The organism is Paenibacillus liaoningensis (genome assembly GCF_059609455.1).
The window spans coordinates 72,663-95,802 of the sequence record NZ_JCAALU010000020.1 but is presented as its reverse complement, the minus strand read 5'-3'; the positions used below and the strand labels follow the sequence as shown (position 1 = coordinate 95,802).

General features: G+C 49.1%; 20 protein-coding genes and 1 riboswitch. Of the genes, 13 read left to right on the top strand and 7 right to left on the bottom strand.

Annotated features, from left to right (window positions below; all coding sequences use genetic code 11):
• Positions 1 to 98 precede the first annotated feature (98 nt).
• From AC6B99_RS27495 to AC6B99_RS27470, 6 genes are all read left to right on the top strand, one after another.
• The gene (locus AC6B99_RS27495; protein WP_056035225.1) at positions 99 to 374 is read left to right on the top strand and encodes a hypothetical protein; all 276 of its coding nucleotides are present in this window, start codon (positions 99 to 101) and stop codon (positions 372 to 374) included.
• Positions 375 to 766: 392 nt separating this feature from the next.
• Positions 767 to 1,729, top strand: coding sequence for a ubiquinol oxidase subunit II (gene cyoA / locus AC6B99_RS27490; protein ID WP_496664745.1), 963 nt, complete (start codon positions 767 to 769; stop codon positions 1,727 to 1,729).
• Positions 1,730 to 1,753: 24 nt separating this feature from the next.
• Positions 1,754 to 3,727 carry a cbb3-type cytochrome c oxidase subunit I gene (locus tag AC6B99_RS27485; RefSeq protein ID WP_056035045.1) on the top strand — a complete coding sequence of 658 codons (1,974 nt, stop codon included), beginning with the start codon at positions 1,754 to 1,756 and terminating at the stop codon, positions 3,725 to 3,727.
• Entirely contained in the window at positions 3,727 to 4,359 is a 633-nt protein-coding gene (cyoC, locus tag AC6B99_RS27480; protein WP_494883033.1) for a cytochrome o ubiquinol oxidase subunit III, read from the top strand. Before AC6B99_RS27485 ends, cyoC begins: the two co-directional genes overlap by 1 nt.
• A gap of 1 nt (position 4,360) precedes the next feature.
• On the top strand, positions 4,361 to 4,684 hold the full coding sequence (cyoD, locus tag AC6B99_RS27475) for a cytochrome o ubiquinol oxidase subunit IV (protein ID WP_056035051.1): 324 nt from the start codon (positions 4,361 to 4,363) through the stop codon (positions 4,682 to 4,684).
• Between the two features lie 179 nt (positions 4,685 to 4,863).
• Positions 4,864 to 5,592, top strand: coding sequence for a peptidylprolyl isomerase (locus AC6B99_RS27470; RefSeq protein WP_056035227.1), 729 nt, complete (start codon positions 4,864 to 4,866; stop codon positions 5,590 to 5,592).
• Between the two features lie 50 nt (positions 5,593 to 5,642).
• On the opposite strand, the gene AC6B99_RS27465 is transcribed toward AC6B99_RS27470, so the two are convergent.
• Positions 5,643 to 6,629, bottom strand: coding sequence for a substrate-binding domain-containing protein (locus AC6B99_RS27465; RefSeq protein ID WP_494883035.1), 987 nt, complete (start codon positions 6,627 to 6,629; stop codon positions 5,643 to 5,645).
• A gap of 335 nt (positions 6,630 to 6,964) precedes the next feature.
• Positions 6,965 to 10,327 carry a GH36-type glycosyl hydrolase domain-containing protein gene (locus AC6B99_RS27460; protein WP_494883080.1) on the bottom strand — a complete coding sequence of 1,121 codons (3,363 nt, stop codon included), beginning with the start codon at positions 10,325 to 10,327 and terminating at the stop codon, positions 6,965 to 6,967.
• Positions 10,328 to 11,000: 673 nt separating this feature from the next.
• Between AC6B99_RS27460 and AC6B99_RS27455 the strand changes: the two genes are divergently transcribed.
• The 4 genes from AC6B99_RS27455 to AC6B99_RS27440 all read left to right on the top strand — a co-directional run bounded on the left by AC6B99_RS27455 (position 11,001) and on the right by AC6B99_RS27440 (position 14,954).
• Entirely contained in the window at positions 11,001 to 12,263 is a 1,263-nt protein-coding gene (locus AC6B99_RS27455) for a sugar ABC transporter substrate-binding protein (RefSeq protein WP_056035058.1), read from the top strand.
• Positions 12,264 to 12,360: 97 nt separating this feature from the next.
• On the top strand, positions 12,361 to 13,248 hold the full coding sequence (locus tag AC6B99_RS27450; protein WP_056035061.1) for a carbohydrate ABC transporter permease: 888 nt from the start codon (positions 12,361 to 12,363) through the stop codon (positions 13,246 to 13,248).
• A 21-nt stretch (positions 13,249 to 13,269) separates the two neighbouring features.
• The gene (locus AC6B99_RS27445; RefSeq protein WP_056035064.1) at positions 13,270 to 14,100 is read left to right on the top strand and encodes a carbohydrate ABC transporter permease; all 831 of its coding nucleotides are present in this window, start codon (positions 13,270 to 13,272) and stop codon (positions 14,098 to 14,100) included.
• A 62-nt stretch (positions 14,101 to 14,162) separates the two neighbouring features.
• A complete protein-coding gene (locus tag AC6B99_RS27440) occupies positions 14,163 to 14,954 on the top strand; it encodes an alpha/beta hydrolase (RefSeq protein WP_496664727.1) in 792 nt (263 codons plus the stop codon).
• A gap of 75 nt (positions 14,955 to 15,029) precedes the next feature.
• Here AC6B99_RS27440 and AC6B99_RS27435 read toward each other — a convergent pair whose 3' ends face one another.
• The 5 genes from AC6B99_RS27435 to AC6B99_RS27415 all read right to left on the bottom strand — a co-directional run bounded on the left by AC6B99_RS27435 (position 15,030) and on the right by AC6B99_RS27415 (position 18,889).
• Entirely contained in the window at positions 15,030 to 15,662 is a 633-nt protein-coding gene (locus AC6B99_RS27435; RefSeq protein ID WP_496664726.1) for a hypothetical protein, read from the bottom strand.
• Complete coding sequence (locus AC6B99_RS27430) at positions 15,659 to 16,861, bottom strand: hypothetical protein (RefSeq protein ID WP_056035073.1); 1,203 nt, start codon at positions 16,859 to 16,861, stop codon at positions 15,659 to 15,661. The genes AC6B99_RS27435 and AC6B99_RS27430 overlap by 4 nt, the downstream gene beginning before the upstream one ends.
• A gap of 25 nt (positions 16,862 to 16,886) precedes the next feature.
• Entirely contained in the window at positions 16,887 to 17,624 is a 738-nt protein-coding gene (locus AC6B99_RS27425) for a zf-HC2 domain-containing protein (protein WP_056035076.1), read from the bottom strand.
• Positions 17,621 to 18,115: an RNA polymerase sigma factor gene (locus AC6B99_RS27420; protein WP_063892555.1), complete on the bottom strand. Its 495-nt coding sequence runs from the start codon at positions 18,113 to 18,115 to the stop codon at positions 17,621 to 17,623. Before AC6B99_RS27420 ends, AC6B99_RS27425 begins: the two co-directional genes overlap by 4 nt.
• Before the next feature lie 261 nt (positions 18,116 to 18,376).
• Entirely contained in the window at positions 18,377 to 18,889 is a 513-nt protein-coding gene (locus tag AC6B99_RS27415; protein ID WP_056035079.1) for a YwhD family protein, read from the bottom strand.
• A 253-nt stretch (positions 18,890 to 19,142) separates the two neighbouring features.
• Between AC6B99_RS27415 and AC6B99_RS27410 the strand changes: the two genes are divergently transcribed.
• The 3 genes from AC6B99_RS27410 to AC6B99_RS27400 all read left to right on the top strand — a co-directional run bounded on the left by AC6B99_RS27410 (position 19,143) and on the right by AC6B99_RS27400 (position 23,092).
• Positions 19,143 to 21,188 (top strand): M1 family aminopeptidase, encoded by a 2,046-nt coding sequence (locus AC6B99_RS27410; RefSeq protein ID WP_494864976.1) that lies wholly within the window; start codon positions 19,143 to 19,145, stop codon positions 21,186 to 21,188.
• Between the two features lie 15 nt (positions 21,189 to 21,203).
• Positions 21,204 to 22,019, top strand: a complete 816-nt coding sequence (locus AC6B99_RS27405) for a hypothetical protein (protein ID WP_496664725.1) — start codon at positions 21,204 to 21,206, stop codon at positions 22,017 to 22,019.
• A 429-nt stretch (positions 22,020 to 22,448) separates the two neighbouring features.
• A riboswitch (cyclic di-AMP (ydaO/yuaA leader) is annotated at positions 22,449 to 22,620 on the top strand.
• A 1-nt stretch (position 22,621) separates the two neighbouring features.
• Positions 22,622 to 23,092 (top strand): C40 family peptidase, encoded by a 471-nt coding sequence (locus tag AC6B99_RS27400; RefSeq protein WP_056035094.1) that lies wholly within the window; start codon positions 22,622 to 22,624, stop codon positions 23,090 to 23,092.
• The last annotated feature ends 48 nt before the right edge of the window (positions 23,093 to 23,140 follow it).

Sequence of the window (23,140 nt, the reverse complement as noted above, 5' to 3'; positions counted from 1 at the left end):
GGAAATTTGATCAAATCGTGAATTTTCTTTGAACATTTCGCATAAAGTGTGTTATAATGAGTGCAAGAAAGCACTTACAAGTAAACGGGGTGTTTATAATGACAACGAAAACAGCAACAATCAGCGACGTTAAATCTGCAACTGCAGCTAGTGTGAAACGTTTAGTAACCGCAATGACCATCATCGCTTGGACCGTTCTCTCAGTAGGCGTAGTCCTTTGCTTAATAAATCTCAGCCACTTCAGCGATAAGAACGTATGGCTTATGGTCGGGCTCGGATTTATGGTAGGCAGCGTATTTATCTACACCATTGGCACTGCCATTGGCCTTGTGCATGCAAGACGGGCCCAGCAGGCTGAAGAAGAACAGAAGTAACCGTGCTGAAGCAGCACAGCCATTGAGAACGTACAATTTAAAGCCTCACCGTCGATTTGACAGTGAGGCTTTTTATTTTTTTCAACCTATTTAATGCAGCCATAATTATGACGATAGGATTCATGCAGCAGGACAAGCCTTAGCCCGCGCAAACCGCCAAAGGACGGAGATAGCCGTTTCACCTTAGATAAAGCCGGAGCTTTTTAGAGAGCCCGACAAAGACAATTGTCGAACTGGTGAACTTTCTATTACAAAAAAAAGACGAATTGTTGACGTAATTGTTAAGTCAGCAGTTATTCTCCGTAACTTCTGCTAATGTTAAGGCTAAGAGTATATCCAAGGAGTTGAACCATTTGAGACGTTATATTCGTGTATTGACACCCCTGCTCATCATGCTGATGGCCGTTCTTCTCTCTGGCTGCGGCGAGCAGTATCTGGTGCTCGATCCAAAAGGGCCAATTGGCGAGAGCCAGAAGGATTTGATTTATTTTTCAACGATCCTCTGTCTGGTTATTGTCGTGCCCGTTCTGATCTTGACCGGCTACATCGTATGGCGCTACCGTGACAAAAAAGGCAACAACGCTCCCTACCAGCCGAACTGGAATCACAGCACGAAGCTGGAGATTATTTGGTGGAGTATTCCAATTGTAGTTATCGCTATTCTGGCAATCGTAACGGTCAAGTATTCGTATGAGCTGGAGCCATCCAAGCCGATTGCTTCCGCGAAAGCACCGATAACGATTGAAGTGACCTCGCTGGATTGGAAATGGCTGTTCATGTACCCGGAAGAGGGCATATCTACAGTCAACTACCTTCAAATTCCAGAGGGCACTCCGATTCAGTTCAGACTGACTTCGGATACGGCGATGAATTCGTTCTGGATTCCGCAGCTGGGCGGCCAAATTTATACGATGTCCGGCATGGCTATGACGCTTTATCTGCAAGCAGATGAGATTGGCAATTATTATGGCTCGGGCGCCAACTTCACTGGGGAGCATTTTGCCCAAATGACCTTTAATGTGAAGGCAACTTCCGAGGATGATTATAAAGCGTGGGTTCAAGAGGTGAAGACAACCGCCCCAGCGCTGACACAAGAAGGCTTTGAGAAGCTTACTGAGCCAAGCGTTGAGACGGTGCAATCGTTCTCCTCCTTCCCTGAAGGACTGTTCCAGAAAGTCGTGATGCAATACATTGGCGAAGGCGGCTCTGCCCATCATCATGGCGGCTCCACAGCTACAGAAGAAGACACCAACAAGGATCACGACATGGATATGAGTGATATGGACATGAAAGATATGGACGGCATGGATATGAATCATGACCAAGAATCTTCAACGAACGAGCATTCACACTAAACACAAGACGAAAGGAGACGCCGCATGTTTCAGAATCTAATCGATTTCTTGCTCAATGATTTTTTCATCACTGGCGACCCGCTCATACTTGGAGCACAGGTATCCATCGGCTTGTCCATGGTTGCCGTCGTTTTCGCCCTATCGTATTTCAAAAAATGGCGCTGGCTATGGACGGAATGGCTGACCACCGTCGATCATAAACGGATCGGCATTATGTATATTATCGCGTCGATTCTCATGCTTTTCCGTGGTGGCGTCGATGCCCTGCTGATGCGGGTGCAGCTCGCTGTGCCGCAGGTAGAGTTCCTCCACGCCGATCACTATAATGCGATCTTTACAACGCACGGCGTTATTATGATTTTATTTATGGCGATGCCACTTATGTTCGGCTTATTCAATATCGTTGTGCCGCTGCAAATCGGCGCGCGCGACGTCGCCTACCCGTTCCTGAACTCGCTCAGCTTTTGGATGTTTTTCTTTGGCGCCATGCTGTTTAACGTTTCCTTCGTTATCGGCGGTTCGCCGGATGCAGGCTGGCTGGCCTATCCACCGCTTTCCGAGCTGTCAGGAAGCCCGGGTCTAGGACAAGATTTCTATATTTGGGGCATTCAGATTTCCGGTATTGGCTCCTTAGCCACCGGTATTAACTTTGTCGTAACGATTTTGAAAATGCGCGCACCAGGCATGAAGCTGATGAAAATGCCGATGTTTGTCTGGTCCGTACTTTCCTCGTGTATTACAATTATGTTTGCTTTCCCAATCTTGACCGTTACTTTGTTCCTGCTGTTTATTGACCGCTACTTCGGCGCTCACTTCTTTACGCTCGATGGCGGCGGCAACCCGATGATGTATATCAACCTCATCTGGATGTGGGGACATCCCGAAGTATATATCGTTATTTTGCCGGCGTTCGGTATTTTCTCCGAAGTCGTATCGGCTTTCTCGAAGAAAAAGCTGTTCGGTTACAAATCCATGGTATTCGCCCTGATGTCGATTAGCTTCTTCTCGTTCTTTACATGGGCGCATCACTTCTTCACCATGGGTTCCGGCGCGAACGTCAATGCTTTCTTCGCCGTAACGACGATGCTGATTGCCATTCCTACAGGGGTTAAAGTATTTAACTGGCTGTTTACGATGTACCGAGGCAAGCTGACGTTCCCAACGCCGATGCTTTGGACGATCGCCTTTATTCCTTGCTTTATCGTCGGCGGTATGACCGGGGTTATGCTCTCTGTCGCGCCTGCTGACTTCCAGTTCCACAACAGTTACTTCCTGATTGCCCACTTCCACCAAGTGCTGATCGGGGGCGTCGTATTCGGTTACTTCGCCGGACTTTACTACTGGTGGCCTAAGATGTTCGGCTTCAAGCTGCATGAAGGCCTTGGCAAATGGGCATTCTGGCTGTGGAACATCGGTTTCTACGTTTGTTTCATGCCGCAGTACGCGCTTGGCTTGATGGGGATGACCCGTCGTTTCAACGAATACAACTTTGATATGGGCTGGCAGCCGCTTAACATCGTCTCTACTGTCGGCGCGTTTATTATGGGTCTGGCGTTCCTGTTCCAAGTATGGCAAATCGCGCACAGCATCAAGTTTTACAAAAAAGAGCCAACCGGCGATTCATGGGATGGCCGTACGCTGGAATGGTCGATTCCATCTCCTGCACCGCTTTATAACTTTGCAAGAGTTCCGGTTGTAGACAGCGAGGATGCTTGGTGGGAAGAGAAGCAGCGTTTGGCAAATGGCGGAAAGCCTAAGCCGCTTGCTCCACTTGAGCCGATTCATATGCCGAAAAACTCCGCCATTCCATTTTTGATTTCCGTTTCCTTCTTCGTTATGGGCTTCGGGTTCGTATGGGATTGGAAATGGATGATTATACCTGGCGCAATCGGCGTTGCCATTTGCATGCTGGCACGTTCCTTCAGCTACGATACCGACTACTACATTCCTGTAGATGAGATCGAGCGGACGGAAGCCGCATTAGGAGGGACAAAATAATGGCACAAGCAGTAACCGGTCATGATAAGCACGGCCATAGCGGCCACGGTCATCATGACGAGCACCATGAGCATGAACATGAATCACTCAAAACATTCGGCTTCTGGATGTTTCTGATTACCGACGTTATTTTGTTCGGTACGTTATTTGCAACATTTGTCGTACTTCGACTCAGCACGGATGGCGGCCCTACGGCCGACGAAATGTTCAAGATGCCTGGCGTTATCGCCGAGACGTTCATCTTGCTTACAAGTAGCTTTACAAGCGGTATCGCTGTGCTTCAAATGCACAGAGGCAATAAGAAAGGCCTTATTGGCTGGCTCGCCGTTACCGCAGTTCTCGGTCTTGCCTTCATCTATTTGGAGGTCAGCGAGTTTATTGAGCTGGTACACGAAGGCGTAACAATCGGCACTAGCGCTTACTGGTCTGCTTTCTTCACACTTGTCGGTACGCACGGTCTTCACGTATCGGTCGGTATCGTATGGATGACCGCGCTGATGATTCAATTGTACCGTCGCGGCATTACGCCAGTAACACAGCGCAAGGTTAATATTATTAGCTTGTACTGGCACTTTTTGGACGTCGTTTGGATTTTCGTCCTCACGGTCGTCTATCTGATGGGGGTGATGTAGCATGGATAACCACAACTCGCATTCCCCGTCTCATGAATCACATGGTTCCATGAGATCCTATGTCATCGGGTTTGTATTGTCGATTATTTTGACGATTATCCCGATTGTCATCGTCATGAACGATATGCTGAGCAAGAAGCTGACGATAATCGTCATTCTGATTATGGCAGCCTTGCAATTCGTCGTTCAATTGTTCTTCTTCATGCATTTAAGAGACGAGGAAAAGCCGCGTTACAATACGATGGCACTTATATTCGGGCTCGTCATCTTGCTCACCATCGTTGCAGGCTCTATCTGGATTATGTCCTACAACGTTGTAGGTTAGCTTACGCATAACAACAAGAACCCCCGATGGCGCTCCCTGAGTGCTGGCGGGGGTTCTTGTTGTTTCGCTTTATTTTCCAATAGGGCTATAGTACACTTGGAATAGCTTTTAGCCTGATTAGACAGCTGCTACGCTGTGTCTCTACATTCATTTTAGGAGGAACCCTTTACATGTTGAAAATGAAAAGCACCAAAAAAGCTTTTTCGCTGCTTCTGCTTCTGGCAGCCATGATGCTTGTTATATCCGCTTGCGGCGCAGGAAGCGGTACAGGCAGCAATTCCAGCTCAGGAGCCGCTGGATCGGCAGCTAACGTGTCCAGCGAGTCTTCGGCACCTGCTGCATCGGCTGAGCCTTCATCCAGCCCATCAGCCAATCTGCTTGACTCGGACAAGCATCCGGTCGTAACGATTCAGATGAGCAATGACACCTACATTAAAGTTGAGCTGTATCCGGAAATTGCACCGAATACAGTTGACAATTTTATATCGCTCGTCCAAAAAGGCTATTATGACGGGTTGATTTTTCACCGTGTCATTCAAGGTTTTATGATTCAAGGCGGCGATCCGGATGGAACAGGCGCCGGCGGCCCTGGCTATTCGATTCCAGGGGAATTCACGTCAAACGGCTTTCAAAATGATTTGAAGCACACGCGCGGCGTGATCTCCATGGCGAGAACGGGTGAACCGAACTCCGCCGGCTCCCAATTTTTCATTATGGTAGCGGATGCGCCAACGCTTGATAACGAATATGCTTCCTTTGGCGCCGTTATTGAAGGCATGGATGCGGTTGATCAAATCGTCAACCAGCCGACGAATAGCCAGGATCGTCCGAATGAGCCGCTTTCAATGACGAAAGTGACCGTCGACTTGAAAGGCATGACGTTCGAGGAGCCAGAGAAAACGAAATAGTTTTGATAGGTGCATTGTATATTGTATCTGCCCTGCAACAAGGAAAGAGGCTAGCGCTGGGCGCTAGCCTCTTTATTTGTGCCAACAGAGTCGCCTTCAACCAGCGTCACATAAATTCGCTCGTTCTCGACCGGCTCTCCGGCTATGATTTTCAGCAGCTGCTCAGATGCAAGCGCTCCCCATTTATGTTTGGAATAATCAATCGTGGCCAGCTTTGGCTGCATATACGAGGCCAGCTCCACATTGTCAAAACCGATAATATGAATATGCTCGCCCACGACATAGTCTGTCTGGGATACATAGTTGTGCAGGCCAATCGCCATTTCATCATTCATGCAAAAAACAGCAGCCGGCTCTGTGTATTCAGCCAATATTTTTTTAGCTGCTTCCTCGCCGGATTCCTTGCGGAAGCTGCCTTCAATGGCTTCAAACGTCAAGTCATCGCAGCGCTCCACCGCCTGCTTGACCGCTTGCAGCCGCTGACCTGCGTCATAAGACTCTTCCGGCCCCATAATCGCATAGATTTTGCGAAAGCCCCGATCCAGCAAATGCTCCATCGCAAGTGTAGCTCCTGCCTTGTTATCAAGCAGTACCTGATTAATATTCGGGTGGTTCAGCTCGCGGTCGAGCACAACTACTTTATGCCCCAGCTCCGCGTACCGCAGCAGCTCTGTGCTATCGAACGTGGCATCGAGCACAATTGCACCGTCAATCATCCGCTCTGGAAGCATGCGATGCGAACGCTTGCCGCTGCATACAATCGTATCATAGCCTTTGCGGTGCAGCATTTCATTCACCCCTTGCAGCAAATCCCCATAAAAGGCCCCACTGAAGTCGGTCAAATATACGCCAATAATTTTAGTCTCGCGTGTCTTAAGCGTACGGGCAGCCGCATTCGGCACGTAGTTCAACTCTTTGGCTATAGCTAAAATTTTGGCGCATGTCTCCGCTGTCACCTTCGGGCTGCCGTTCAGCGCGTAGGAAACCGTCGATATCGAGACACCAGCTTTCTTAGCGATATCTTTAATACTGACCACTGCACTCTCTCCAATCTGTTACTTCAAGCGTAAACGGCTTTAGCTACCTATGGTAGCAAAGCTCGTTTCGCGTAGAAATATAAGCCTAATAATAAGAGGTTCCCCTTATTATCCTTAGATTTCAAGCGTAAACGGCTTTTCCATTCAAATGGAAAAAGCTCGTTTCGCGTAAAAATATAAACCGAGATTATATAAAAGCCTATTAAAGGCATTTAAACTTATAAACACTTATATTTTAAAATATTCCTGATTAATTAACTATATCATAACAGATTAAAGTTGCCTCGACTTATGTGCATACGGCGATCCGAAACGAATCGCCGTACACTTAGTCCTTACATGAAAATGTCGATAATCGTCGTTTCACCTGTTTGATGCTGCTTCAGCAGCTGCGGAGAAATTTCCAAACCGCCCGCACGATAACGATTGGAGCCGAGTACAGCTGCCATTTCATTACCATTTATTTTCACACTTTTCACAGTCGCATCGCTATCGCCATTCAAATGGTAAACGAAGGTAATCGGAGCGCCCTGATATTCGAAATCGAATTGCAGGCCATCCAACGACTGTGGCAGCACCGGATCAACGATCAGCTTATTTTCCACTTGGCGGATACCAAGCACGTTTGCTATAAGCTGGTTCATATAAATCCCCGGTCCGCTGGAATAAATTCTCCATCCGCCTTTAACCGGAGCAGAGCCATCACGCAGCTGTGCAAAACGATCCTGCGCCTCATAACGCGTATTAAATTTGCCATCCGAGCTGCTGAAATAAGAATTGCTTTGGCGAAGCTCCGCATTAGGCACAGCATCCTTCAAACCAATCGGGTTGATGATTGTAAGTCCATTCCATGCTTCATCTACCTTGCCGAGCTTAGCCATTGCTTCTACATACCGGATATGGGCATGTACATATTGCAGCCCTACCTCGCGTCCAAAGTTCGCCGCCTGCTCAGCGCGCTTGAAATGCGTGCTTACACCACCGGTATATTTCGCCGGACGGTTCATCAGCCGGACGCCATCCGGGCAGTAAAGCTCGCGCTTGATAAGCGCATAATGCGACTCGGCCTGCTCAGCTGTAAGCAGCTCAGCAATCATGCTGCGGGTCATCGGAAGCAGGCGGTATTGTATGCCTGTTACCGCATCCGATGGATGCAGCATCAGTTCCGCTTTATCTGGCTGCTCCATGTACAAGAAGCCAGGAATAACATCGGTTTGCAGCATATAACGATTGAAATCTGCTTCAATGCCCGCACTCAATGCTCCGAGCTCTGCCGCCCACTCTTTATTGTGCGTCTGCATGGCCGCAGACAGGTGCGTAAACACCTGGTACGTCAGCGCTACTGTCCAGCTGCTCACCATATACTGCTTAAGCTGGGCGTTGGCAGGCTGCAGCGTGTCATCCCAATCGCCATCGCCGTAGGAGGACAAATGGGTGTCATGCAGGAAATGTCCCTTAATATAGGCGATTTCCTTCTGCGCATGTTCAAGCAGCGATGCCGTATGCGATGTGAAAGCAAAACCTTCTTTCGTCGTATAAGGGATCTGCTCCTCCAGCACGGAATAATCCTGCGTCGCAGTCAAATAGTCGCTCAGTACCTTGAGCGGCCATACGATAATATCGCCGTGGCTTTCTTCCTGCTGTATATTCACGTAGTTGTCGAACATAAACCATTGCGGCCAATTGCCGTCTTCCTCATACTGATGGGAAAATACCGTCAGCAATATTTCGCGAACTGCGCCGTAATTTTGCATCGCCATAAAATATTCGGTCGGCCCTTGGCAAACATCTCGTGTTCCCCATGCAGCGCCGCCATATTGCTCTAGCCCGTGCGGTACCGAATAATGGACGAGCATATTGTGTGTGTACCACCATGCCAGCGTATTGAACTTGTCTACTTCAGCGGTATTGCCGCCTTTTTGCGTCAGCTCAAATCCATTCATCACCCGCTTGTAAAAAGCACGGTAAGCCTGTGCCTGCACTTCTGCATCCTCTACGCTAACGGTTGCCGCTGGAAGCTCTTCGCCTTGCAGCAAGCCCTGCACCGTAGCCGTCCATTCGCTGCTTGCGCCTAGCTCCAGAACGACTAGCGATGCGCCGCCAGACTCCATTCCCGTTACGAGCTTTTGCTCATCCGCAACAGTCATCTCCGCTCCATCCACACGCAGACGGTAGCGAAGCTTCGGATATACACTTGCGCTCAGCGCCGCCGAATCGGCCGTAAATTCAAGCCAATCCTGATTTTTGTTCATTTGATACGGCAAAATATATTCATTATCATTCATCAACACTTGGTTCGTGACCAGATAACGGTACTTTCTTCCGCTTGTCGAGCGAACATGCATCCGAACTTCCGGCGTGTCTACGGTTGTATAGTTCGTAATGATGATGAGATCATCGGACGTTTTGTAATACCATTTTGCAAAGTTAAAGCCCATTTCAAACATCGAAGGCATCGTAAGCAGACGATATACGCCATCCAGCTCTACATAAATGCGCTGTCCCGACGTTTTCGGCACATTCAGCGCGTTGCGGGCATTCGTCACCCATTTGTGGAACGTCGTGTTGCCTACAACCAGCTGCGAATTGAACAGGCCGTACATATACGAGGTCGTCGTCAGCACATGCGTGTGCAAGTGGTCATTGCCGCCCGTCATTAGAATATGGCCATGCGGACGCTCAACGAGCAGCTCTTTTTCCTTTAATACAACATGCTCATGGGTCGCAGTGAAAAAAGAAAGCAGAGACTCTCCCACATACTCCTCCTGCGAGCGTTCAGGGAACAAGCCGTTAATCTCTTCCGCCGTCATCGATACCGTTTGTAAAGGGGAACCAATAGCCTCCGCTTTGCGTACCGGATTCGCATCTTGCGATTGTAAAGCAGGCGCAGCACAAACTTGCTCCCACGCTTGCTGCACTTCCGCCGTAAAGGCTAGCGACGTTACAGCCTCAGGATGATTGGCTTTAAACAAGCCGTAAAAAACAACATTCTGCTCGCCGTCCACCTTAACAAGCGGTGTTTGCAAAGCTGTATATGCAAATTCATATTGGTAAACTTCATTAGCCAATGATGGCTTGGTCAATGCTTCAGCAATATCCGTTTCCTTATAGCTCAAGCCATAGAACTGGAAGCCGTCTGTCGAATAGCCAGCCGCCCCTGTCCATGCCCCTTGCTGCAAATAAGGGAAGCTGCCGCTTTGCGGCATATTTTGGCGGGAACAGACGACATAACCGCGCTGCCCGTCCTCAAATACGGAGTGGTCAATGTATTGCGATTGATAAGCTTCATTGCTGCGAACAGCAGCTTGGTCAGCCAGCCCGATATCTTGACCGTAGATCACATCCACCGTCTCGCCATTGCCAACTACATTTACATCCCAGAACCATACGCCTGCTTCCGACAGTAGGAAACGAACTTGGTAACGAACGCCCTCCGCTTCTCCTGCCCATACGACTTGATTTGCACTATAGGAGACACGGCTATTCGATCGCACACCAAGCAGTGGAAAGGCTGCAATGCCCGATTCACGATGCAAACGCAAATATATATTATTGAGTGAACCGTCTACCGCATTGGATAGAAGCTGATTAATCATCGTGTTGTTGTGGGTAATTTGATAAAGATCGCCGCTGCTGAGAAAGGTGAATGCTAATGGCCCGGCCTCTACTCGAAAGCTGCTTGTGCTTGCTGCTGTCATGTTCATCACTCACTTTCCTGACTTTTTTAAAATATAAGAATTTATAAGTTTCACCCTTATAATCAGCTTATATTTCACCGCGAAACGGTAGCATTGCCGCCAGAGGACGGCTTCAGTCGTTTACGCTTGCTTATTTGTATACATAGGCTTTCATCAATAAACGCATAATAAACAGCTGATACCAGCGAAGTTGATGCAGATTGACGGCATTTGCCGAAATCAATCGAAACGTTTCTATTTTACAACTAAAAGGATTATAGAACGTTTTCAACTTCCCGTCAATTGCTCCCATTACCCGAATTTTATATAAGTGAAACGTTTCTATTATCATTTTAACGCCCCAGAAGTAAATTTCAATAGCCAAAAAAAATGTGTTGAATACGATTACATTCTGTTTTATAATGACATCGAAACGTTTCTATAGTCACTAGCATCTTCTGATGCAATCGCGTATAATCTAAAATCGAAACGTTTCTATGTTTCATAAGGCTTATATATTAAGGGGAGCTTTTCAGGAATATGAGAGGGGGGGCATGTCGCTTAAGGGATATGTTCAGAAGGAAGCCAGCTGCTTTAATGACAACACCATTGCATAAACCGACAACAATAGAGTCATCATTTACTTAAGCTACTGCACCTTAAATTACTGCTTCTTAAAGAGAGGAAGATTGGAATGTTTAATAAATCCGTTAAAACTGCACTTATCAGCACCATGCTGCTTTCAGGTATTTTGACAGCGTGCTCATCCAATAATACAAATACAACTGGCGAAGCCGCTACTGGCGATCAGCCTGTCACCATTAAAGTTTGGGGCATGGGCGACCAAGAGCAGACGCTCAAAACGATTTCCGAGCAATTCGAAACAGACAATCCGAACATTAAAGTAGATGTGCAAGTTATTCCTTGGGGCTCGGCGCATGACAAGCTGCTGACAGCTGTTGCTTCCAAATCCGGTCCTGACGTGCTGCAAATGGGTACTTCCTGGATGCCGGAATTTGCAAATGCGGGCGCTTTGCTTGATTTGACGCCTTACATCGACCAATATCCTGAATTTAAACCGGAGAACTTTTTCGACGGTATCGTAAATACAACGCAATTTGACGGCAAAACGTTCGGTATTCCTTGGTATGCTGAAACTCGCGTCCTGTTCTACCGTACTGACCTGCTGAAAGAAGTAGGCTATGACAAAGCGCCTGCTACTTGGGATGAGCTGAAGGATGCAGCAACGAAGCTGACTGCACGCGGCGAAGGCAAATACGGCATTGACCTCGTTCCAGGCGAGCCGACGCTGGGTATTATGTTTGCCCGCCAGAACGGTTCCAAGATTTTTGATGAGCAAAATAAACCTTTGTTCAATCAACCGGAATTCGTTGACGCTGTAAAATATGTAGGCAGCTTCTATCAAGAGAAGCTTTCTCCTGTAGATCTTGGCATTGATGCCGTTCAAGGCTTTGCTGGCGACGGTGTTATCCCGATGTTCATCAGCGGACCTTGGATGATCAAGCCAATTAAAGAGCAAGCGCCTGATATCGAGGGCAAATGGGCAACAGCCGTTCTTCCATCCGGTTCTGCGAACAACAACTCGATTCTTGGCGGTTCTGATCTGACTGTATTCAAATACAGCAAAAACCAAGAAGCGGCAGTTAAGTTTATTGCCTACATGAGCAAACCAGAAGTTCAGTTGAAATGGAAAGAGCTGTCCGACGCGCTTCCAGCTGTACAAAGCGTATGGCAGGATGCTTCCATGACTGCTGATCCTAACCTTCAAGTTATCGGGGAGCAGCTCAAGCATGCTGAAGCAACGCCAGCTCTCACCGCTTATGACCAAATTTCGCAAAAATATGTATCACACTTTGAGCAAATTTATCGCGCTAACGCTGACGTGCAGACGGAAATGGACGCTTTGAACGTTGAAGCCGAAAAATTAATTAAATAATCTTTTAGCCGGCAGCTGCTTTTGGGTAGGGTTGCCGGTTATCCCTATTATTGTCCATTTGCGCTCAAGCGTAAATTTAAAGGATGTGACTTAGCCGATGAAAGGCATATTGAATAATAAAACCCCTTATTTCTTTATTGCGCCAACTTTGATTTTGCTTGCTATGTTCTCCCTGCTGCCCATTGTTATTGCGCTGGTCATCAGCTTTACAGATATGGATCTCGCCGGCCTTGCCGATGTATCCAACATTTCATTTGTGGGCATGCAAAACTACTTGGACGTATTGACTGATCCCTTATTTCTCCAAGCGATTACCAACACGCTTTATTATGTCATTATTGGCGTTCCGTCCGTTATCGCCCTATCGCTAGCGATTGCGCTGCTGATTAACTTCGGCAAATCAAAAGTATTTACAACGTTCCGCGTTATTTACTATTTGCCGTCCGTAACCAACGTCGTTGCCGTTGCGGTCGTATGGACTTATTTGTACAACCCATCGCTTGGCTTGTTCAACTATTTGCTGAACCTTGTGCATCTTCCAGATGTCCAGTGGCTCCAGCATCCGATTATCGCTAAAATCTCGCTGATCATTCTTGCCTTATGGCGGGCGATCGGTCTGAATATGCTTATTTTTATCGCGGCTATCAAGGGCATTCCACGCTCTTATTATGAAGCTGCACAAATTGACGGAGCTAGCAACTGGCAGCAAATGCGGACGATTACGCTTCCGCTGTTGCGTTATGCTATTTTCTTCGTTTCCATCACCACAATGATTGGCTGGATTCAATTTTTCGAAGAGCCGCTCATTATGACCAAAGGCGGGCCGCTTAACGGCACGATGTCCGTAGCCTTGTTCATTTACAACAACGGCTTCCAATACAGCAAATTCGGATATGCTGCGGCAGGATCCTTTATACTATTTATTTCCATAATCGTCATTACGCTCATTCAATTTAAGTTCCAGAACAAGGAAACAGATGTTTAAGGAAAGGAGAGGGGAATAATTATGGCACCGAAAACAAAAAGCGGCACAGCCCTTCAATGGCTGCTCGGCATTTTGCTGACTGGCGGCGGGATAGTAATGATGCTTCCGTTCGTATGGATGATTATGTCGGCATTCAAAACGGAAAGCGAGGTAAAGCAGCTGCCTCCAACACTGTGGCCGAAAAATATTACGTTCGAAAACTTTAGCAATCTGTTCGTCAATATGCATTTTGGCACGTATTTGAGCAATACGCTGCTGATTGTCTTTTTCTCCTTTATCGGCTTGTTCCTGAACGCAATGGCTGGTTATGCATTCGCCAAGTTCAAGTTCAAAGGCAAAGATAAGCTGTTCTATCTCGTACTCGCTACGATGATGATTCCCGGCCAGGTGACGATGATTCCTGTTTACCTGCTGCTCAATGAAATGCATCTGACGAATACGATGGTCGGCATCGTGCTTCCGGGCTTTGTCGGCGCATTTGGCATCTTCCTGTTTCGCCAGTTTATGTCCACGATTCCCGACGAGCTGCTGGAAGCAACCCGGTTGGATGGGGCAAGCGAAGTGCGCACCTTCTTTCAAATCGTGCTTCCGATCTCCAAAGCCATTCTTGCGATTCAAGGCATTCTGACGTTTATCGGCGGCTGGAACAGCTTCCTATGGCCGCTCATTATCGCCAATGACGAGAAGCTTTACACGCTATCCGTCGGGCTGGCTTTGCTTAAGGGAGAGCATGGCAGCAACTATGCTTTGCAAATGGCAGGCTCCACATTTATGGTATTGCCAGTCGTTATCGTATTTATTTTCTTCCAGAAGCAAATTATTGAGAATTATTCGATTTCCGGCATTAAATAAACGCAGCAGCTTTCACGATGTGAATAGGCTATCAAGAGTGCTAACAAGGAGGTTCCATCGCAATGGCCTTGTTTCAATGTGATTTTTACTCAGAAAAGCTGGGCTTCTCGACCGGGATGTCGGTTATTTTGCCGCAGCCGTCATTAGCTGACCTTTCTTCCCGCAAGGAAGGAACAGATTACAAATATCCAGTGCTTTATTTGCTGCATGGGCTGTCCGACGACCATACCGCCTGGACGCGTTATACGTCGATTGAACGTTATGCTTCCAGCAAAGGGATCGCTGTCGTCATGCCTGGCGTGCATCGCAGCTTTTATGCAGACATGGAGCAGGGCGGCCGCTACTGGAGCTTTGTCAGCGAGGAGCTGCCGCGTGTGGCCCGCTCCTTCTTCCCGCTGTCAGCTCGCAGAGAAGACAATTTTGTCGCCGGCCTCTCGATGGGCGGCTATGGCGCGTTCAAGCTGGGACTGCATCATCCTGAACGCTTTGCAGCTGCGGCGAGCCTTTCTGGCGCGCTTGATGTTGTGAGCCGTCTCCAGCATCCCGACTTCTCTTATACGGATGAAGGCGAGTTTGGACGGTTGTACGGCAGCATAGAGAAGCTGGAGGCTGGGCCAAGCAATTTGTTTAACCTTTTAGCCTCTGCAGCTGCGCTGGCTCCTGAACAGCAGCCGAAGTTTTACCAATGCTGCGGGACAGAAGATTTTCTATATGAAGATAATCTTCGCTTCAAGGCAGCGATGGAGGAGTATGGGCTGACTCTCGCCTATGACGAGGAGCCGGGCATGCATGAGTGGGGCTACTGGGATCGCAATATCCAGCGCGTCCTCGACTGGCTGCCGCTTTCCCGCTAGAACGATAAAACGCTTGCTCCGGTTGTTATCTGGAGCAAGCGTTTTATCGTTCTTTTTTATATAATCGATGAGTTCTTAAAAACCGCGCTGCTCGATTTCGATAGACTTCGGCAATACCAGCGTCATTTGAGCGTTATACATATTCGACTGAATCGGTCCGTTATGCCGATCAAATTCGCCGACCATGACATACATGACCGATCCCACTATGCTTGTGCTAACGAGCTGCTCCGATGTATCGATCGGCTCTGCAGCCCAGTACTGTACCTGCCCCAGCAATTGCACCTTTCCGCCGTCTACTTGATCTACACTTACCGGACGGAGCGCTTGCACGACGATTTTATCGACCTTCTCCGGCACGGAAATAGGCGCCGTCTCGATCAGTGCCGTCCGTTCCATTTGGCGCATCGCCCCGCGGAATTCATCCAAAATCCCAGTTGAAATCAGGCCCGCCATCGCTAGGCTGAAGCTTCCGATCATCCCTACTATAAATAGGCTGATCCAATCGTAACGAAGCGTCGTCCGTTCGCTGCCCGCAAACCAAATGTACAATAAAATTTCTGCTCCGAGCAAAATAAAAACAAGCGGTGCCACCCACAGCAGCATATCGTATGCCCCCGTGCCGCTCCAGATGGAAACCGCCACAGCGATTCCCATCAATAATAAGGCAACGCCCATCGAAAGCGTGCCTACACGCCACTGCTTCATTCGCTTTTCCCCTTCCGCAGCGATTCCGTTGGTGTCCAATCTTTAGGGGGAAGCCCCTTATTTCGTTGGAATCCTCTGCCAAATGCCATGCGCAGCCCAGCGGCGATCATGACAAAGGCGATAAGGGCGGTTGGCAAATTATATTTTATATTTTGATACTGGGCATACCATCTTGGAAAATAATTCGCAGCGTATTCGGCCAGAACACGATCACCCATAAAATACAGCCCGATCAGCAGCAGACCGATGCCGATCCAGCGCTGATAAGGAGCAAACTGCGTAATAATCGCTTGATCCTTTAAGCCTTCCTGCGGTTCAGTCGACAGCTGCCGCATGACATCGAAGAAAGCGAAAAACCAGAATAGCGGCATAAGGAATAGAAACATCGACAGCCGCATCGCATCCATTAAATAGACGGAGGCGAGAAAGCCTGCCATAATTTGCAGGCCGCGTGTTTGAAGCCCGAGATATAGATGCCCTGCACCGGGAAAGAGCGACAGCGTTGCAGCGAGCGCTTTATTTTTGCGCCCCTTGTTCATGTACTCCTCCATCTCTTCGAAAAACGGCCGATCCTCCAAGGGCTCGCCCCGTTTCTTGCGATGCAGCTGCTGTGAAGCATCAAAAATGCTGTAAATCCAGATGACGGGCACGCCTAGCAGGAAAATAAGAAACTCTCCTGTTCCCGTTACCATCGATATAAAAATAACAACTGCGAATAAGCCGATGGATGCAACGAGAAAGGCAATGCCCCGCTGCATCAGCCCAAGCGCCATATGGCCCAAACCGGGAACGATGGAGAGCAGCAGCGTGTTCGTACGCTCTTTCTGCTCGCTGTAGGTTAAGATGTCTGCTTGTGCGCGCATCGCTCCCGGCGGCAGGTTGCTGTACATCTGATCTGGACTTGGAGGTGCGCCCACACCATAGGCGGCCTCATTCGGATGCGGCTGCCGCCTGCCAATGAGCGTTACAATCATATCAAGCATATTGATGCCCCAGAAGAGAAACGACAGCAAGCATAGAACAAAGGCCGTATCGTCATTAATATGATCCGCGATTGCTATTAGAATCAGAAGCGCAAGAGGTCCAAATCCTCCTGCCGCATATAGCACAAACCTTATCGGACGCCCCATATATGCATGGCCGAAACCGGGAAGCATGGACAGCAGCAGCGCAACAAGGGGCTTTTTCTCCCTATTCATTCCTTGATCTCTCCTTCATCATTCGTTATTTAAACCGTTTGGAGGCGATGCCGTCCAGCCAGAGGGAAGTGCGGTTCATCATTTGCTGCGACCAGGAGGACTCGCGCTGCTCCTTGTCTCGGATGAGCTGCTCCTCTTTATGCTGCAGCCTGCTATGGTCTATTTTTTCAAGCTCCTGCGAAATGTTGTTCAGTACGCCTGTACCGAGCAGCAGCAGGGTAATGACCGCCGCAGCGGTATAGTGGGTTGCCGGATGCTGGAGCCAGGATCTGCGGCGGTATGATTTCTCTTGAAGGAACGGACCCGGCACGGACAGCAGATCCTGTTTTTCGGATTCCGACGCTCCGAACAGCTGCTTGCTGAGCTTGTGGCCCATCTGCTCAAAATCCGGAAGCTCAATCGCCTGATTTAACGGACTGGCTCCTGGAACGGCTCCTGCTATATGAGGCTCAGACGTAGGGGGACTCCCCGCCATATCCGCCTCCAACACCAGCATAAATTGCTCTAAGCATTCGTCGCATTCTGCAAGCTGCCGCTCGATCTGCTCGCGTTCAGGCTCGGAAAGCACATTCGCCACGTATTGCTCCAGAAGGGAAGCCTCCACATGATTCAAATGATTCACAGGATTGCATGCTGAGGATGCTTCATCCGTCACTGGCATGATCGGCTGTTCTATCGGTTGTTCTATGGGCTGCTCTACCTGCTTGCCCTGCTGTTTCGTCCTTGAACTCTCGCTATGCTTGTGTTCCTCATGATGACTCATTCAAAGTCCTCCCTTCTCCAGTGCCGCTTAATCCAGTTTCTTGCCCGGTATAGGCGCGATTCTACACTTTTGCGCTCCAGTCCGGTTGAGGACGAAATTTCCTCGTATGATTTCTGTTCTATATAATAGGCGTTTACGACTTCACGATAATTGTCCGGGAGCTGCTCGACCTGTTCTCTTATGTAGCGTTTTTCCTCGCGCTCGATCGCAGCGCGCTCCGCAGGCATCGCAGTTCCTTGCCCATCGGTGCCGGGTCCCAGATTGTCCACATATTCGCTCAGTTCTTCCGGCTTGCGTGCCTTGCTCCTCTTCCAATCAATCGCACGGTTTACAGCAATGCGGGTCACCCAGGTTTTAAAGCCTTCCAGCCTGCACTCGGGGAGAGAGCGGTGAATTTGCAGCAGCACTTCCTGGGTAACATCCTCCGCATCATGCGGCGAATGAAGCACAGCATAAACCGTTTTATAAATATGAGCGCCATATTCCTGCACGAATGACTGGAATTCTGCAGGCCCGCCGTCGCGGAGCGCTATTAACCATGCTTCATCTTGAATCTCTCTCTCCCCCTTCCCTTTATATTAGACGCCAAAACGATGGCTATCCCCTGCACCTGCAGCAATATTTTTTATAAAAAAGTAAAAAGGCTCCGCTCCAGCGCAGCAATCGCTGCTGCATTGGAGCGGAACCCGTCACTTATAAGCTTCCCAGTTAGAAGCTGCCTTGGTCATTCTTCTGTCATTCTTTCTGTCATTCTATGCCTCCAAAGCCTGCTTCAGCTCATCGGAGGAGTTGGTCCACCATTCTTCATTATGCTCGATTAACAGCTTGCGGAACGCAGCCTTTTCTTCCGCACCCAGCTCGCCCAAGTTGTAGCGGCGCTTAATCGCATGATCAAGCTTGTTGACATGGTCAGCGAGAATTTTCCAGCCGCGGCGTGCTTCCGTGTCAATCCACATTTCGCAAGCGGTTGCGCCAGCGTAGTTCGTGCCGTTCTCTCCACGTTCTACCGCAACCCATACAATCCAGCATTGGCGGCCATTAGGCGTATCCTCTTTATTAGGAGAAAACTTGATGCCGCGCTCTACTTTGCTTTTGGCATGCATCGCGCCGTCGTCGATATAAGCGACGCCCGCATCAATAATAACGCAGGATACTTGGCTTAGGTCGATGGTGCCTGCACCAAAGCCTTTATGCTGTTTGTTGCTCACGACGTTAAGCGCGAGTGATTTCTTTTCTTTTTTCTCCGGTTGTCCTTGCTGTTCCATCCGTTCGTACACGTCCTCTCGTCACATTTCATCTATTGTACTGCCGCAGCAGCTTGCAGCCAATCTCTCCTTTCCATTTTGAACGTTTTTCCCCAATAACACAAGCGCACACGGCACAATTTCCTGCCGAATCCGCAAGCGGCTGCCGCTTTACACGCCTTCATCAGCGCCGCTGCAAAAATCCACAAGACTATTCCGGTACAAGCCGACATATACATGCTGTAGATGCTTGTCAACGGGAGGGAAACGTTCAATGACTCCAGGACCTTTCAAACGAATCGCGCTCATTATGCTCTCGGCCGTCCTGCTCGGACTGTCGCTGCATCATGGCTTCGGCAACGCTTGGTTATCCCAGTATACGTACGCCTCTGGCGCCACAGACCCGATTGGCATTGCCGATCTCACGACAGCAGCAGTAGAGCAAGCTGCTCCGCAAACGGCCAAGCCGCCTGCCCCGGCACCGCCAGCACAGCCCGACCCTGCCCAGATCGAAACGGTACAGACGCTTAGCAAAAGAGTCGTCCAATACAACATGCAAGTGGCGCTTCGGGAGGATATCCGATATTTAGATGGCTCCCAGACCGTAACTTGGACGAACCCAGGCAAAAAAACGGTGTCCGAGCTGTATTTTCATCTGTACCCCAATGCCTTTCAGTCCGAAAAGTCGACGTTCATGCGCGAGTCTGGCGGTCAGCTGCGGGGTGATAAGGCCACGGTCGACAGCCAAGGTTATATGAAGCTGCTTACCTTGCAAACGCTGGAGGGCGAGAGCTTGCTTCCCCGTCTGCATTATGTTCAGCCCGATGACGGAAATACGGACGACTTTACGCTGACGAAGCTCAATCTTCCGGTTCCAGTCGCACCGGGCAAATCAGTAACACTCTCCATGACCTATGAGGTCAAGCTGCCCGAGGTGTTCGCTCGCATGGGCTATTCCGGGAGCTTTGTTATGGCGGGCCAGTGGTTTCCGAAGCTTGCTGTTTATGAACTGGCTGGCACACGCGGCCGAACGAATGAAGGCTGGAACGTCCACCAGTATCATGGCGATTCGGAGTTTTACAGCGATTTTGGCTTGTACAGCGCCCAGATTACAGTGCCAGAAAACTTTGCGGTCGCTGCTACCGGCATTCAGACCAGGGAAGCTGTGACGCAAAATGGCACAAGCACCTATCAGTTCTATGCCGAAGACGTGCATGACTTTGCTTGGTCAGCCTCGCCGGACTTCATATATGCGGAGGACACATTGTCAGGAACGGGTATTCCGGGTGTTCGCATTAAGCTTTATTTGGACCCTGCCCACGAAGGGCTGAAAGACCGCTATATGCATGCAGCAAAATCAGCACTGTCCAAATACGCGGAGTGGTACGGCGATTATCCGTATTCGACGCTGTCCATTATCGTCCCTCCGAAGGGTGCGAATGGTGCAGGCGGCATGGAGTATCCAACGCTCGTAACCGCTTTAGCTGCTGAATCCGATAACCCTGGCTACAGCCTCGAGCGCACCGTTGTACATGAAATTGGCCATCAGTATTGGTACGGGATGGTTGCATCGAACGAGTTCGAAGAAGCGTGGCTCGACGAAGGCTTTACTTCTTATGCGGAGGATAAGGTGATGGAGAACGCCTATGGCGTTGAGCCTAACTTGGCTATGGAAGCCAGCTATATTACGGCCCCTGCCCCGCTGAAGCAGCCTTCATGGGCTTATCACAACAGCGATGAGTACGCGGAAAATGTATACATGCGCGCCAAGCTTGTGCTGGTCGGCATTGAGAAGCAGGTCGGAGCAAAGACGATGTCAAAAATTATGCGCACATATTTTCAAAAATACAAATTCAAGCATCCAACCACGTCTGATTTCCAGCGTGTCGTTGAGCAGATTACGAAGGAAAAATGGCAGGACTACTTCCACCAGTATGTATACGGCAGCCTGATGGCGGATTTTTCAGTAGAGGCTATTCGAGTGAATGAAGTGGAGCAGGATGGCCAAACGGAGTACGAGTCTACCGTGCTGATTAAGCGCAATGGCGGGCAAAATGGGCCAATCCCGCTCGTATTCTCCTTTACCGACGGCGAAAAGATTTCGAAAACATGGGATGCCGCCGAGTCGCATATCCAGTACAAGGTTGTGCATGCTGCTCCGCTTGCCTGGGTGGCGGTTGACCCGAAAAACAGCAATGTGCTGGACAACAAGCATATTAACAATTTTATGCGCGCAGAAGTGCCCGAGCAGTCGCGCATTCGATGGAGCCTCGGCCTGACGAAGCTCATCGAAGGCTTGCTCGGATCCGTAGGCTGGTAGAGAGGAGGTTGAAAAATGAAGCAGCATATGAAGCAAGGCTGGCGGCTCGCTATCCGCCATTTCTATATCGTCATTCTGTTATTCCTTTACCAGCTATTATGGGGATTTTTCCTTTACCGTTTTGTTGATATGACTGTACTGCCGCTGCTGCGGCGCTTTCCGCTCCAGCATCCGTCTGACTCGGCCGTGTCGCTATTCTTCAGCGAGGCCCAGTTTCAATTGACGAAGACGGATTTGATCAATCCTTATTTGTGGCTTCTGGGCGGCTTGTTCGCTGCCCGCATGCTGCTGACGCCGCTGTTCAATGCGGGGCTGCTCTACTCGCTGCATCATATGGGCGAAACAGGTGAAACACAGTTTCTTCAAGGCATTCGCAAAGCTTGGAAGCCCGTGACGCTGCTCTATTGGCTGCGCACGCTGCTTATTTTCGCACCCGGCTGGTTCCTGCTGCCTCGCGCCTTCAAGCTGCTTATGGAGGGCCATTCGCTGGGCGAGCTGCTGCAAGGCACGCTGCCGGGCTTTGGCGGCTGGCTGCTATGGAGCTTCCTCGTTCACCTGCTGCTGCTCGCTATGCAGTTCGGCGCCGCCTCCGGCACGGGCTCCTTGCGCTGGCTCAGCCATGCGCTCCGAAATCTTTTCCCTTATGCCGGCCTCTCTCTGCTGATGTGGCTGCTGGCTGTTGCCGCTTCGCTCGCTGTGTCTGGGCTTTCCTATGCTTGGGCAGGCATGCTGGCACTCATCATGCATCAAGCCTATCATCTGCTGCGCACCTTGTTAAAAGTATGGACGCTCGCTGCCCAATACGATTGCCTGCAATCAAAGCAGAGCTGAGACCCTTAGAAAAATGAGGGCAACCCCACCTAATTCTCATTTAGTATTCTCATTTTTCTAAAGCCCTTCTCATAAAAAAACCGATTGCGGCCAAAAGGCCGAAATCGGTTTTTTGCCGTTATCCTGCACCTGCAGGTAAAGCCTCCATTTACTTCCCAGCCTATATGGCGACCTAGCTCAAACTCTCTAAATCTTCATTTTACGCTATAATTCTTGCCTATTCACACGATTCATAGCATATTAGCTGCCTATTTCTCATATAAACTGACAAAATGTTTTTTTGCCCAAGAACGGCGATAGATCGAACATTTATTAGGCAAGAAACTTGTTTTAACGCAAAATTGAGCCAAAAGGTTACATGAGAATTATTAGAAATTCATTCATATAGAAGGAAATCACATGAAAAAAACGAATTATTAGCGCAGAGCAAAATTAAACCAGCCTAATTTTTTATACCGCAAAGGTATAGAAATACGGGGGAACCACTTTGGGTGAATTGATTTCGATGCTTGGACGGCTTGATTCAAGTGTCTTGGAAATCATAGGGAACCTTCACAACCGAACCCCACAGCTAACCTCGTCGGCACCGGAAGGAGTTTCAAATTTTGAAGAAGGTTACTGCACTACTCGTTGGTCTTGTATTAATGCTTGCTTTCCAAGCAGGCAGCGTGTTCGCGAGTTCGAAGATGGATGGTGTTATCGCTGATCTGATCGGCACACCGTACCAAAGCGGCGGAACGACTACGAAAGGCTTCGACTGCTCCGGTTTTACGAAGTATGTTTTCGACAAAATGGGCATCGATCTTTCCCGTACTTCCCAAGCCCAATCGAACGATGGCAGTGAAGTGAAGAAGAGTGACCTGATCGCTGGCGATCTCGTATTCTTCAACACGAGCGGCAAAGGCATCTCCCACGTTGGTATTTACGTAGGCGATGGAAAGTTTGCACATGCTTCCTCGAGCAGAGGCGTTATTATTAGCAAACTTAGCGAGTCTTATTATGCTGATCGTTACGTATCAGCTACACGCGTTATGAGCCAAGACGCTTACGACAAGTACGCAAGCGAGCAATAGAGCCAGGCCACGCTTTTTTCGCTTACATAACGAAAAGCTGCTGTCTCA

Coding starts and splice junctions, on each gene's coding strand:
- AC6B99_RS27495 (WP_056035225.1), top strand. CDS start 99: ATGACAACGAAAACAGCAACAATCAGCGACGTTAAATCTGCAACTGCA.
- cyoA (WP_496664745.1), top strand. CDS start 767: ATGCTGATGGCCGTTCTTCTCTCTGGCTGCGGCGAGCAGTATCTGGTG.
- AC6B99_RS27485 (WP_056035045.1), top strand. CDS start 1,754: ATGTTTCAGAATCTAATCGATTTCTTGCTCAATGATTTTTTCATCACT.
- cyoC (WP_494883033.1), top strand. CDS start 3,727: ATGGCACAAGCAGTAACCGGTCATGATAAGCACGGCCATAGCGGCCAC.
- cyoD (WP_056035051.1), top strand. CDS start 4,361: ATGGATAACCACAACTCGCATTCCCCGTCTCATGAATCACATGGTTCC.
- AC6B99_RS27470 (WP_056035227.1), top strand. CDS start 4,864: ATGAAAAGCACCAAAAAAGCTTTTTCGCTGCTTCTGCTTCTGGCAGCC.
- AC6B99_RS27460 (WP_494883080.1), bottom strand. CDS start 10,327: ATGACAGCAGCAAGCACAAGCAGCTTTCGAGTAGAGGCCGGGCCATTA.
- AC6B99_RS27455 (WP_056035058.1), top strand. CDS start 11,001: ATGTTTAATAAATCCGTTAAAACTGCACTTATCAGCACCATGCTGCTT.
- AC6B99_RS27450 (WP_056035061.1), top strand. CDS start 12,361: ATGAAAGGCATATTGAATAATAAAACCCCTTATTTCTTTATTGCGCCA.
- AC6B99_RS27445 (WP_056035064.1), top strand. CDS start 13,270: ATGGCACCGAAAACAAAAAGCGGCACAGCCCTTCAATGGCTGCTCGGC.
- AC6B99_RS27440 (WP_496664727.1), top strand. CDS start 14,163: ATGGCCTTGTTTCAATGTGATTTTTACTCAGAAAAGCTGGGCTTCTCG.
- AC6B99_RS27435 (WP_496664726.1), bottom strand. CDS start 15,662: ATGAAGCAGTGGCGTGTAGGCACGCTTTCGATGGGCGTTGCCTTATTA.
- AC6B99_RS27430 (WP_056035073.1), bottom strand. CDS start 16,861: ATGAATAGGGAGAAAAAGCCCCTTGTTGCGCTGCTGCTGTCCATGCTT.
- AC6B99_RS27425 (WP_056035076.1), bottom strand. CDS start 17,624: ATGAGTCATCATGAGGAACACAAGCATAGCGAGAGTTCAAGGACGAAA.
- AC6B99_RS27415 (WP_056035079.1), bottom strand. CDS start 18,889: ATGGAACAGCAAGGACAACCGGAGAAAAAAGAAAAGAAATCACTCGCG.
- AC6B99_RS27410 (WP_494864976.1), top strand. CDS start 19,143: ATGACTCCAGGACCTTTCAAACGAATCGCGCTCATTATGCTCTCGGCC.
- AC6B99_RS27405 (WP_496664725.1), top strand. CDS start 21,204: ATGAAGCAGCATATGAAGCAAGGCTGGCGGCTCGCTATCCGCCATTTC.